10 protein-coding genes and 1 pseudogene are annotated in these 12447 nt (G+C 73.3%); 8 read left to right on the top strand and 3 right to left on the bottom strand.

All coding sequences use genetic code 11. The features are described 5' to 3' along the window. Positions 1-3 precede the first annotated feature (3 nt). Positions 4-678 (bottom strand): acyltransferase, encoded by a 675-nt coding sequence (locus CC117_RS24165; protein WP_241830372.1) that lies wholly within the window; start codon positions 676-678, stop codon positions 4-6. A 140-nt stretch (positions 679-818) separates the two neighbouring features. Here CC117_RS24165 and CC117_RS24170 point away from each other — a divergent pair, with 140 nt between their 5' ends. The 8 genes from CC117_RS24170 to manB all read left to right on the top strand — a co-directional run bounded on the left by CC117_RS24170 (position 819) and on the right by manB (position 8633). Next, a complete protein-coding gene (locus CC117_RS24170) occupies positions 819-1763 on the top strand; it encodes a glycosyltransferase family 2 protein (protein ID WP_071087945.1) in 945 nt (314 codons plus the stop codon). Positions 1764-1770: 7 nt separating this feature from the next. Next, a complete protein-coding gene (locus CC117_RS24175; protein ID WP_071087947.1) occupies positions 1771-2937 on the top strand; it encodes a glycosyltransferase in 1167 nt (388 codons plus the stop codon). 16 nt (positions 2938-2953) lie between these two features. Next, positions 2954-3667 carry a class I SAM-dependent methyltransferase gene (locus CC117_RS24180; RefSeq protein WP_071087950.1) on the top strand — a complete coding sequence of 238 codons (714 nt, stop codon included), beginning with the start codon at positions 2954-2956 and terminating at the stop codon, positions 3665-3667. Next, the gene (locus tag CC117_RS24185; RefSeq protein WP_071087952.1) at positions 3664-3852 is read left to right on the top strand and encodes a hypothetical protein; all 189 of its coding nucleotides are present in this window, start codon (positions 3664-3666) and stop codon (positions 3850-3852) included. The genes CC117_RS24180 and CC117_RS24185 overlap by 4 nt, the downstream gene beginning before the upstream one ends. 148 nt (positions 3853-4000) lie before the next feature. Continuing rightward, positions 4001-5212: a glycosyltransferase family 4 protein gene (locus CC117_RS24190; RefSeq protein WP_071087985.1), complete on the top strand. Its 1212-nt coding sequence runs from the start codon at positions 4001-4003 to the stop codon at positions 5210-5212. A 65-nt stretch (positions 5213-5277) separates the two neighbouring features. Beyond that, the gene (locus CC117_RS24195; protein WP_071087954.1) at positions 5278-6408 is read left to right on the top strand and encodes a glycosyltransferase family 4 protein; all 1131 of its coding nucleotides are present in this window, start codon (positions 5278-5280) and stop codon (positions 6406-6408) included. Beyond that, a complete protein-coding gene (locus CC117_RS24200) occupies positions 6383-7339 on the top strand; it encodes a glycosyltransferase family 2 protein (protein WP_198541965.1) in 957 nt (318 codons plus the stop codon). Before CC117_RS24195 ends, CC117_RS24200 begins: the two co-directional genes overlap by 26 nt. A 220-nt stretch (positions 7340-7559) precedes the next feature. Then, on the top strand, positions 7560-8633 hold the full coding sequence (gene manB / locus CC117_RS24205; RefSeq protein WP_071087956.1) for a mannose-1-phosphate guanylyltransferase: 1074 nt from the start codon (positions 7560-7562) through the stop codon (positions 8631-8633). Positions 8634-8779: 146 nt separating this feature from the next. On the opposite strand, the gene CC117_RS24210 is transcribed toward manB, so the two are convergent. Together CC117_RS24210 and CC117_RS37550 are read right to left on the bottom strand one after the other, a co-directional pair. Next, positions 8780-11317, bottom strand: coding sequence for a sensor histidine kinase (locus CC117_RS24210; RefSeq protein ID WP_071087958.1), 2538 nt, complete (start codon positions 11315-11317; stop codon positions 8780-8782). A gap of 75 nt (positions 11318-11392) precedes the next feature. Beyond that, a pseudogene (locus CC117_RS37550) lies at positions 11393-12447 on the bottom strand (hypothetical protein); the annotation flags it as partial.

Below are 12447 nucleotides of genomic sequence, written 5' to 3' on the forward strand. Positions count from 1 at the left end.
GCCTCAGCGCCAGTAGTCGATGTGCCCGACGACCTTCGCCGGCGATCCGGCGACGATCGCCTTCGCGGGGACGTCCCGGGTCACGACCGAGCCGGCGGCGACCACGGCGCTCTCACCGACCGTGACGCCCTTGAGAACGATCGCGCCGGCGCCGATCCAGGCCCGGTCCTCGAGGACGATCGGCCCGCTCATGGGCTGTTCCACCCCGTCGACGACCATCGGGTGGAAATCGTTGTCGAGGAGCTGCGTGTCCCAGGAGACATTGCAGTAGGCGCCGATCGAGACGCGCTCGCGTACCAGGATCTTCGCGAATCCGTTGATGTTCGCGAAGGGGCCGAGTTCGAGCACGCCCGAGTCGACCACGACCCGAATCCCGCGCTGCAGCGAGACGACCCCCTCGCAGCGGATCCGACCCTCGGGATGGACCCGCACTATCGAGACGTCGTGCTTCGACGTCAGCCCGAACGATGCGAGCCCGATCCGCAGCGCGGCGCCGTCGGCGAACTCGATCCGCTCACGGCCTTCGATCACCGTCCGCGAACCGGTCCAGATCGGCTGCCGGTGGGCGAGCGGGTACCTCAACCCGGCCACGAACGAGCGCGCCGAGGTCTCCTGTGCCGCCCGCAGGGCCCGCACATGACGCACATACTCGCGTAGATCACCTCTGAACGTCCCCACAGGCCGTAACAGTAGGCCCGTCCCGGCGGTGACCGGAGTTCGGCCCCCGTCCCGGGCCGTGTCACCCTGGTGAGCGGACTGCCTGCGAGCTGCCGGGGACGGAACGCGGGCGCGCGACGACTACCGGGAGCAACAGCGACGTGAGTGTCAGTGCCATCCTTCCAGCCGATCACCAGGCCAGCCTGGAGGTCGAGGCACCGCCCTACGTGACGGTGGTGCTCCCCTGCTACAACGAGCAGGATCATGTCGTCCTGGAGCTTGAGCGCATCAGCGCGGCGATGGATGCCAGCGGCTACAGCTATGAGCTTCTCGTGATCGACGACAAGTCGACCGACAACACGCTCGCGGTGCTGCGTGATGTCGCCGGGAAGTTCCCGCACATGCGGCTGATGCCGTTCCGCCGTAACGGCGGGTCGGGCACCGCGCGCCGTATCGGTACCCAGGAGGCGCGCGGAAAGATCGTCGTCTGGACCGACGCGGACATGACGTACCCGAACGAGCGGATTCCGGAGTTCGTCCGGTACCTGGACGACAATCTCGACGTCGATCAGGTCGTCGGCGCCCGGACCTCCGAGGAGGGCACGCACAAATGGGCGCGGGTGCCCGCGAAGTGGCTCATCCGGATGATCGCCCAGCGGCTTTCCGGGACGAAGATTCCTGATCTCAACTCCGGCCTGCGTGCCTTCCGGCGGGACGTCTCGCTGCCCTACCTGAGGCTGCTTCCGCCCGGGTTCTCCTGCGTCACGACGATCACCATGGCGTTCCTGTCCAATCAGCACCCGGTGGACTACCTGCCGATCGACTACGCCAAGCGGTCCGGCACGTCGAAGTTCCACCCGTTCCGCGACGCGCGCCGGTACATCCTGCAGGTGCTGCGGATGGTCATGTACTTCGACCCACTCAAGGTCCTGATGCCGGTCGCGCTGTGGATCATGGCGCTCGGATTCGTGAAGCTGATCGCGGACGTCATCCGCTACGACTTCCGGGTCACCACGTCGACGCTGCTCGCGATTCTGGTCGGTTTCCAGATCGTGGTCCTAGCCTTGATCGGCGATCTGGTTGCCCGGTCACGCAGCGACACCTGAACCGGCCATGCGCATCGCGATCATCGGGCCGACGCGCCCGTACAAGGGCGGGATCGCCCAGCACACCACCGAACTGGCGCACCGCCTGACGGCGCGCGGGCACGACGTGCGGATCGAGTCCTGGTCCCACCAGTACCCGGCGCGGCTCTACCCGGGGCAGCAGCGCGTCGACACCCCGGAGGGGACGCCGTTCGCCGCCACCGCCTACCCGCTGTCCTGGCGCCGGCCCGACAGCTGGTTCCGCCTGGGCCGCCGGCTGCGGCGGCGCGGTCCCGGCCGCGGCCGCGGCCGCGGCCCGGCGGTGGATCTGGTCGTGCTGGTGGTCGTCACCCCGATCCAGGCACCCGCCTACCTCGGGATCCTGGCCGGGCTGCGCGGGGGTCCCGCAGTGCTCGCGCTGTGCCACAACGTGCTGCCGCACGAGCGCCGGTCGGTCGACGAGCCGCTGATCTCCGCCGTGCTGCGCCGCTGCTCCGCCGTCCTGGTGCACACCGAGGCCCAGTCGGAGCTCGCCGGCCGGCTTGCCAGCGCCCCCGTGCGGGTCGCGGAGATGGCCCCGCACCTGTGGCGCCCGTCTGCCGCCGGCAGCGCCGACGCCTCCGCGGGCCTCCCGGCCGACGTGTCGGCTGATGCCTCCCACGGCGAGGCGAACCCGGCCCACCGGCTGCTCTTCTTCGGACTGGTCCGGCCGTACAAGGGCCTCGACGTGCTGCTGCGTGCGCTTGCGCAGGGGCCGGCGGAGGTCGGGCTGACCGTGGCGGGGGAGTTCTGGGGCGGCGTGGAAGCGACCCGCGACCTGGTGGCGGAGCTGGGCCTGGCGGAGCGGGTCGAGCTGCGTCCCGGCTACGTGCCGGCCGAGGACGTCCCGGGGCTGTTCGCCGCCGCCGACGCGCTGGTGCTGCCCTACCGGGCCGGCACGGCCTCGCAGAACGTCGACCTCGCGCACATGCACGGCCGGCCCGTCGTCGCGACGAGCGTCGGGACGCTGGCCACCTCGGTCCGGGACGGCGTCGACGGTCTGCTCGTCCCGCCGGACGACCCGGCCGCGCTCGCCGCGGCGCTGCGGCGGCTGTACGAGCCCGGCGTCCTCGCCGCGCTGCGGGCGAAGGTGAGCCCGCCTGACACCGACGTCGCCTGGGAGCGCTACCTCGACGCCGTGCTGGCGACGTCCTGACGGCAAACTGTGCGCTATGAGTCCCCTACGTGACGATGCCCTTGCCTACGCCGGCCACCAGGTGCATGTCATGCGCCGCCGCGAGGTCGGGACGCTGTTGTCCTGGGCGGGCGACCTGAACGGCCGGACGATGCTCGACGTCGCGGGCGGCGACGGCTACTGGGCCGGCCAGGCGATCCGCCGGGGCGCCCGGGCGGTGAGCCTGGACCTGGCCCGGCACAAGCTGGCTTTCGGCAGCCGCCTGAAGCACCGCCCCGGGCTGGTCGAGGGCGACGCGCTGCGCCTGCCGTTCGCGCCCGCCACGTTCGACGTGGTCATGTCCGTCTGTGCGATCGAGCACTTCGACGACGGCCCGGCCGCACTGGCCGAGATGGCGCGGGTGCTGCGCCCCGGCGGCGACCTGGTGATGTCCGCCGACGCGCTGACCCGGGCCGAGCGCTGGCCCGACCTGTTCGCCCGGCACCGGGAGAAGTACCACGTCCAGCACACGTATCCGGGGGAGCGGCTGGTGAAGCTGCTGGACACGGCCGGGCTGGAGGTCGTCCGCCAGACGTACATGTTCCGGTCCGAGCGGGCGGAGCGGCTCTACCTCGGCCTGTCGGCCAAGGGCGGCCGGGTCGGCTGGAACGCGGCCGCGGCGCTCTCCCCGCTGGTCGCGCTGTCCGACCGCCGGACACCCGACACCACGGGCAGCGTGGTGCTGACTCACGCCCGGCGGCGGCAGCCGTGAGCGCGCCGCCCGCGCAGAAGGTACTGGCCGCGTTCCTCACGGTCCTGCTGTTCGCGCTGATCGTCTTCGGGCTCGGCGCGGCCTTCGACCAGTTCGGCCACCGCGGCTGGGGCTACGTGGTGGGCATCGGCTGCTGCGTTGTCATGGTCGTGGCAGGCGTCGTCACCAGCCGCCGGGACCAGTAGCGCCCCGCGACCGGTAGCGCCCCGCGGCCAGAAGCGCCCCGCGACCGGTAGCGCCGCGCGGCCAGAAGCGCCGCGCCGCCGGGGCGTCCCGGGCCGGTCGCGCGGGGTGGCGGCGGCCAGACCGGCCGGGCACGGGACACTGGCCCGCGTGCGGATCGGATTCCTGGTCGAACAGCTGCTTGCGCCGGTGCCGGGAGGTACCGGCCGGTACTCCGCCGAGCTCGCCGCCGCCCTGGCCCGGGCCGCGCGGCCGGGAGACGGCGTCGTCGGGTGGTGCGCGTGGCGGCGCGACCCCGCCGCGGCCGCCGTGGCGGGTGTCCTCGGGCCGCTGCGCCTGGGCCTGCCGCGCCGGGCGCTCGCCGCGGCCTGGGCGCGCGATGTGGGCCCCGTCCCGACCGGGGTGGATGTCATCCACGCCCCGACGCTCCTCGTGCCCCCGCACCACCTCCTGGCCCGCCGGGGCCTGCCGCACCGGGTGCCGGGTGCCGGGCGGGGCCGGGGCCGGCGGCGCCTGGTGGTCACGCTGCACGACGCGGTGCCCTGGACCCACCCGGAGACCCTGACCCCGCACGGCGTGCGCTGGYACCGTGCGATGGGGGAGCGCGCCGCCCGGCACGCGGACGCGGTGATCGTCCCGACGAACGCTGTCGCGGCCCAGGCCCGCCGGCACCTGCCGATCGACCCGGAGCGGCTGCACGTGATCGGGGAGGGGGTCGCCGAGGCGGTGCTGCGGGTGCCGGCGGACGCCGAACGCAGGGCCGCCCGCCTGGGCCTGCCCGAACGGGGCTACCTGCTCACGCTGGCGACCATGGAGCCCCGTAAGGGCCTCGACACCGCGCTGGCGGCGATCCAGCACCCGTCGGCGCCCGACCTTCCACTGGTGCACGTCGGTGCGGCCGGCTGGGGTGATCTCGGCGCGGCGGCCGCGGGCGCGGGTGGTTTCGCCGATCTTGCTGCGTCCGGACGGTTCCGTGGTCTCGGGCGGATCAGTGATGAAGATCTCGCAGTCGTGCTCTCCCGGGCGACCGTGCTGCTCGCGCCGAGTCGCTCGGAGGGATTCGGGCTGCCGGTCATCGAGGCCATGGCACATGGGGTGCCCGTGGTCGTGTCGGACACGCCGGCTCTGGTCGAGGTTGCCGGGGATGCCGCACTGGTGGCCCGGATCGGTGATCCGGCCGGCTTTGCCGAGGCGCTGGCGCGTATCGTCCAGAATCCCCGGCTACACAGTCGTTTGTCGCGTTCAGGCCCGGTCCGTGCGGCGGGATATACCTGGAATGGGGCGGCGCGATCGTGCTGGGAGCTCTACCGTCGAATCAGCGGCTCCCCTGCCGTGTCCGTCGCGGACGACGGGCGGGCGTAGTGTTGCCCCCGGTTGAGAAGCAAGCGGCCACACTGAATCAGGCGGCACGTCTCGGAAGGAGCGCCGTGGGACCCCGGGTGCTCGTTGATGCGACTTCGGTCCCGGCTGACCGCGGTGGCGTCGGGCGGTATGTCGACGGGCTCGTCGCCGCCCTCGGCGCGGCCGGCGCCGACATGGCGCTGGTATGTCAGCGATCGGACGAGGAACGCTACAGTCGGATGGCGCCGCAGGCGACCGTCCTGTCGGGCCCGGCGGCCATCGCGCACCGGCCGGCGCGGCTGGCGTGGGAACAGACCGGGCTTCCGCTGGTGGCGGAGCAGGTGAATGCCGAGGTCATCCACTCGCCGCACTACACGATGCCGCTGCGGGCGCAACGGCCGGTATGCGTGACAATCCATGACGTCACGTTCTTCACCGAGCCGGAGATGCACACGGCGGTGAAGGGAACCTTCTTCCGGTCGGCGATGCGTACGGCGGTGCGCCGGGCGAACCGCATCATCGTCCCGTCCAAGGCGACCCGTGACGAACTCGTCCGCGTCCTGGAAGGCGACCCGACCACCACCGACGTCGCCTATCACGGCGTCGACACCAGTACGTTCCATCCTCCGACGGAGGAGGACCGGCGGCGGGTGCGGCTGCGGCTCGGTCTCGGCAACACCCGCTATGTGGCCTTCCTGGGCATGCTGGAGCCGCGGAAGAACGTCCCGAACCTCATCCGTGGCTGGGCTGAGGCGGTGYACTGGCGGGACGAGCCGCCGGCCCTCGTGCTCGCGGGCGGCTCCGGCTGGGACGACGACGTCGACGCGGCCGTGGCCTCGGTGCCGAGCCACCTGCGAGTGATCCGGCCGGGTTACCTGCGCTTCTCCGACCTGCCCGGCTACCTGGGCGGCTCCGAGCTGGTGGCCTACCCCTCGCACGGTGAGGGCTTCGGCCTGCCGGTGCTGGAGGCGATGGCCTGCGGCGCCCCGGTTCTGACCACGCCGCGGCTGTCGCTGCCGGAGGTGGGTGGCGACGCGGTCGCCTACACCCAGCCGGACTGCGACGCCATCGCCCGCGAGATGGGTGCCCTGCTGGACGACGCGGAGCGCCGCGCGCAGCTGGCCTCGGCCGGCCTGGCCCGCTCCCACGAGTTCACCTGGGCCGCTTCGGCCGAGGCTCACCTGGCCAGCTATGCCCGTGCGGTGGCCGACGCCTGAGGCGCGCTACGGTCTTCCGGTGGAGAAGCCGGAGATCCGGGTCGTCGTCGTCACCTTCCGGTCCGGAGAGGTCATTGGGACCTTCCTGGACACGTTGGCGAAGTCGACCACCCGCCCCTACGAGGTCGTGGTGGTCGACAACTCGCCGCAGGTGGATGTCGGCACCCGCGCCGCGGGTGAGCGCCCGGAGGTCACCCTGCTGTGCCCGGGCCGCAACCTCGGGTACGGCGCCGGTGCCAACCGCGGCGCGGCCGGCGCCTCGGCCCCGTGGCTGCTCGTCGCCAACGCCGACATCGCCCTGTCGCCCGGGAGCCTGGACGAGCTGATCGCGGCTGCGGACCGCTGGCCGGGCGGTGGCGCCTTCGGCCCCGGCATCACCAATCCGGACGGGGCGCTCTACCCGTCCGCCCGTGACCTGCCGTCGCTGGGGCGCGGCATCGGCCACGCGCTGTTCGGCTGGTGCTGGCCGACCAACCCCTGGACGGCGTCGTACCGCCGCGAGCGCGGCGCGCCCCGGGAGATGACCGCCGGCTGGCTCTCCGGTTCCTGCCAGCTGCTGCGCCGCGACGTGTTCGAGTCCGTCGGCGGCTTCGACGAGTCGTACTTCATGTTCATGGAGGACGTCGACCTGGGCCGGCGCATCGGGCTGACCGGCCGCCAGCTGGTCTACGTCCCGTCGGCCGTGGTCGAGCACCTGGGCGGGCACTCGACCAAGCGGTCGTCGCGCCGGATGGTCGTCGCCCACCACCGAAGCATGATCCGTTACCTGAGCCGCCAGTACCCCGGCCCCGGTTACCTGCCGCTGCGGGCCGCGCTGGCGGTCGGCCTCGGCGCACGGCTGCTGCTGGCACTCGCCTTCGCCCGGGACAGCGCCGGAGCGAAGGCCACCCGGTCCGCTGAACTGCTCACCTCGGCGAGCCGCCGGCACTGAACACGCACGACATCAACCGCATCGTCGGAGCGGTCGGGGACGGCACCGGGCGGTGAGGGCATCCCCCGCCCGGCCGCTCACCCAAATATCGGAGATCCGTCACCAAAAGTGAACGGTTTATAAGTCGTGCGTGTGCGGCTTGTGGCCTCTTGTTGAGGGGCACGACTTCCCGGACAGGTGTGCGCAACTGGCCTCACCTGCTCTGCGACACTGACGAATCATGGACGCAGTGATGCTGGTCGGCGGGCAGGGAACCCGTCTCCGCCCGTTGACGATGTCGGCGCCGAAGCCGATGTTGCCGGTCGCCGGCGTGCCGGTGACGGCCCACATGCTCGCCCGTGCCCGCGATGCGGGAATTACTCGGGTGGTACTCGCCACCTCCTACCGGGCGGAGGTCTTCGAGGAGTACTTCGGCGACGGCTCCCGCCACGGCCTGGAACTCGAATACGTCACCGAAACCGAACCGCTGGGCACTGGCGGGGCCATCCGCAACGTCGCGGAGCGCCTGCACGCCGGCACCGACGAACCCGTGGTCATCTTCAACGGCGACATCCTCTCCGGCCTCGACATCCGTGCCCTCGTCGACCGGCACACCAGCTCCGGAGCAGCCGTCACGCTGCATCTGACGCGGGTGGACGACCCCCGGGCGTTCGGCGTCGTCCCGACGGACGGCGACGGCCGGGTGACCGCCTTCCTGGAGAAGACCCCCGACCCGCCCACCAACCTCATCAACGCCGGCTGCTACGTGTTCAGCCGGTCCGTCATCGATTCCATTCCCGCCGGCCGCCCCGTGTCGGTCGAACGGGAGACCTTCCCCTCTCTGCTCTCCTCCGGGGTGCCCGTCGTCGGTTACCCGGACGACACCTACTGGCTCGACCTGGGGACGCCGGCGGCGTTCGTCCGCGGCTCGCGGGACCTGGTCACCGGGCGGATGACATCCTCGGCGCTGCCCGGATCGGTCGGTGACCGGTTGGTGCTGCCCGGCTCCACGATCGCCACCGACGCGAAGATCGGCGGTGGCTCCACGATCGGTGCGGGCGCCACGGTCGGCACCGGCGCCCGCATCGATGGTTCGGTCCTGTTCGACCGGGCGTCTGTCGGCGCCGGCGCCTACATCCGCGACAGCGTCGTCGGGCGCGACGCGGTGATCGGCAACGGTGTCGTCCTGGAGAACGTCGTCATCGGGGATGGGGCTGTGATCGAGCCGGGCAACGAGCTGCGTGCCGGTGCCCGGGTGTTCCCGGGCGCGGTCCTGCAGGCCGGGGCCGTCCGCTTCAGCTCCGACCGCGCCTGATCGGCGTCTGACCCCGCCACCTGACCCTCACCTGACGCCCGCCTGACCGGGGCCGGTCCGCAGTTCGGGCCGTCCCCGGGACAGGCCCCGTCCGCGCGGGATCATGCGGAAATCGGGTCGAATCGGTCGGGTCGGGTCGGGGCGCGTCAGGGCGGTCCGGTGTGCTGGTCGACCGCGGACCAGGCGATCTCGACACACGCCTGGTTGTCCTCGACGTCCGTGCTGATCGTGAGGATCTCCGCGTCCGCCGGCGCGGGGCCGGCCGGGCGGGCCGCTGTCCGGTAGGTGAGGAACAGCTGCCCGCCGGCCGGTTCGCCGATCAGGGTCAGCACCGCCCCGCCCGCCCCCGCGGCGGAGGCGTCCCACAGCATTCCGGGCAGCACCTCGGCCAGCCGTTCGCAGACCGCCGGCGGGATGTGCCGCGGCTCGCCGACGACCCGGACCTCCACCTCCAGCCCGTGTGCCCGCGCGCCGACGACAGCGGGCGCGAGCTCGCCCAGCGCGCCCGCGGCGCCCGAGACGAGCGTCCGGCGGATCGCTGCGGCGTGCCGGGCACAGCGGTCCCGCACTGCCTGGTCCCGCGGGTCGAGCAGACCGTCGGCGACCGCCTCCAGCATCGGCAGCACCTCCTGCTGGATCGTGGCGAGACCGCGTTCCCGGTCGGCCCGCACCGCCCGTTCGGACTGCTCCAGTGCGGCACGGGCGGTCTCTTCCTCGAGGGCCCGGGCCACCTGGTCGGCCGTGCGCCGCAGCACCGGCCCGCCCATCGCCACCATGATCTGCAACGCGACCTGGCCGTTCGTCGCAGCCAGGAGCTGGGCGAGGGCCAGCGGACCGGTACCACCGGAACCGGCGGCAGTGGCGGGCCCGCCGCCGGCGTCCGCTCCGGTAAGCACGAGCACGCCGAGCACGGCGATCGTGGCGGTGATCGCCACCAGCCAGGCGACGAACAGGCGCGACACCGCGACGAGCGCCAGCAGCACCGGCAGCACGAGCACGGGCCAGGTGTTGATTCGGCTGGGCGGGCCGCCCGTGGACGTCCCGTGCCAGGTCGGCACGGTGCCGAGCCCGACCACAACGGTGATCACCAGGCCCAGCGCGACGACGACGAGGGCCTCGTGGCGGCGCAGCGGGCGGCGGCGCGACATCCCGGCCGCGACGGCGACGAGCAGGGCCATCCCGCACCAGCAGCTCACGGAGAGGACCACCGACCGGGAACTCGGCAGGGTCGCGACCAGCACGACGGCGGTGCAGCCGAACCAGATCGCCGCCGCGACGGCGACCGTGCGGCGCAGCCCCGCCGCATAGGAGTCCCGCAGCTCGGCGGCGGAGGTACCGGAAGGCACCCAGCCGGGTGATGGTGCCGCCCGCCCGACCGGTTCCGCGCCTGCGCCCGGCCCGACCTGCCCGGCGGGCTCCGCCCTCGCCGGCGGTACGGGCGGCTCGGCACCCCCGGCGGACGCGGTCAGGCCGGCCCCGGCGGAGGTCCAGGTCAGCTCGGCAGTGGTGCCCCGACCGGGCTCCGAACGGATGGCGGCCTGCCCGCCGACCTCGGCCAGCCGGGCATGGACCGACCGGGCCAGGCCCAGCCGATCCGCGGGAACATCCTGAGCGAGGAACCCCCGGCCCTCGTCCGCGACGACGACTCGCACCCCGCGACCGGGACCGGGACCGGGACCCACGGTGACGGCGAGCGTGGCCTGGTCCGTCCCGGCATGCCGGCGGACATTGGCGAGCAGCTCCTGCGCCGCCCCGGCCAGCGCGCGGACGACCTCCGCCGGCAGGTCCGTCGCGGGCAGCGGCGGGACGTCCACCCGCAGGCCGCGAGACCGCGCGACGGCGACCACACGGAGCATCGGCCCGGTCAGGTCACGGGTGGCGGCGGCAGTGCCGTCGAGCATGGTGCGGACGGCGTCGATCGCGTAGCGGCACTGCTCGGCGGTGAGCACGGTTCCGGGACGGTCCCGGGCGCCGCCACCCCAGGCGATGCCGGTGAGCGTGTTCAGGACGGTGTCGTGCAGCATCCGTTCCCGCTCGCGCCGGTCCCGCCGGCGGGCCGCCGTGACGTCCGCCGCCTGCCGCTCGGCCGCGGCCGTGCCGAGCCTCGTGTCGGCGTCGGACGCGATCATGCCCAGCCGCACGATCGCGACCCGGAAGAGGGTGGCGATGCCCACCAGCAGCACGGCGGAGATCAGAGCCCGCACCAGCGGGGTCTGGTTGGACCCGGTGGCCTGGTTGTCCAGTGTCACCTGGGCGGCGGCCCCGCCGGTGAGGAACGCGGTGACCAGCAGCACGACCACCCCGGTGAACGCGCGGCGGCGGTATGCCCAGGCCGCGACCACCGCGGCGTGGGTGGAAGCCGAGAACACCCAGGTACCGGTGCCTCCGGCCGACTGCGCCGGCAGACACAGCGCCGCTCCCGCGCCGACCGCGGCGGCGAGCAGCACGTTGCCGGCCACCAGCAGCCGGGGCAGCCGCCCGAGGGCGAGAACGACCAGGGCGAAGACCACACCCCAGACCGCCATCGCGACCGCTGGGGCGAGGCCGGCCGGATGGGTGGTGTACCAGGAACGCCAGACGACCACGTAGCCCACGAGATAGGCGACATGCAGGATCCGGAGCGCGGCGAAGGCCCGCACCGCCACTGTGCCGAGGGCCTGGTGGGCAGTCGTCGCCACGATCACAGTGTGGCCTCCGCCTCGCCCCTTGTGGGTGGGTTTCGGTACCTCGATCCGGAGGCGCTCGGGTCAGGCGTTCGGTCAGGCGCCGCCGGCCGGCGTGGGTGTCGCGGTCGACGTGCCGGACGGTGTCGCGCCGGCCGGGGTACTGGTGCTGGAAGCGGATGCGCTGCTGGTCGGGCTGCTGGTCTGGGTCGAGCTGGCGGCGGGAGTGGTGTGTGGCGGCGCCGTGCTGGCCGGCGGCTGGCTTGACGGTGCCGTGCTGGGGGTGGTCGGCGACCCCGGCGGCGTGGTGGCCGGCGGCGGGGTGGTGGTCGGCGTCGTGGGCGGGGTCGTCCTGGGCGGGACCGTGGCGGGCGGGGTGGTGGCCGGTGGCGTTGTACTCGGTGGCGTTGTACCCGGTGGCGTCGTGCTGGGCGGTGGCGTGCCGGCCGGGGTCGTCGGCGCCGGCGTGAGCGGCACCGGCGAGATCGGTGTCAGGTCGGTCGGCGTGGCGGCGAAGGCGCGGGATGGCACGTTGCTGATCCGGACCCGCAGCTGAGCCGGGCAGTGCGAGTCCGCCGGGCTGATCGTCAGCGTCACGAGGACGGCGTCCTCGGGCAGCGTCGCGGCGGCGAGGCTGGCGCCCGGGATCCGGGCGAGCAGCGCGGGTACCGCGGTGCCGTCCCCGGCCTGCAGCGTCGTCCAGCTTGTCGTGATCTTCTGGTTCCCGGTGGTGGCCGCGGTCGCCTCGACGGTGACGGTGGTGGCACGCCAGGGCAGGCGCGAGGTGGTCAGGTCGAGTGCCTCGGCGCCGGGGGCGGCCGGGTCGAGATCGGTGAGGACGACCCCGAGGTCGGCGGGGCGCAGCGGGTCGCACCCGTCCGGGTCGGGCGTCAGCTCCGGGACCGGTGCCAACGACGGTGCCGCCCCCGGTGCCGGTACCGGTGTCGCGCCCGGCTCGCCCGTTCCGGGAGTCTGCCCCGTCGGGGTCAGCGGAACGATGGTGAGCGGGTCGTCGGCGTCCTGGCTGGTCGTACCGGTGCCGGCTCCGGTGCCTGCCTGGGGGGTGGCGCCGCCCTGGCGGTAGCCGCCCAGCCAGGTCAGGACGGTGCGGACGTAGGCGTCGGAGGGGTTGTACGACAGGATCGCGGCGC

The sequence above is a fragment of the Parafrankia colletiae genome (assembly GCF_001854655.1).
GTDB classification, from domain to species: domain Bacteria; phylum Actinomycetota; class Actinomycetes; order Frankiales; family Frankiaceae; genus Parafrankia; species Parafrankia colletiae.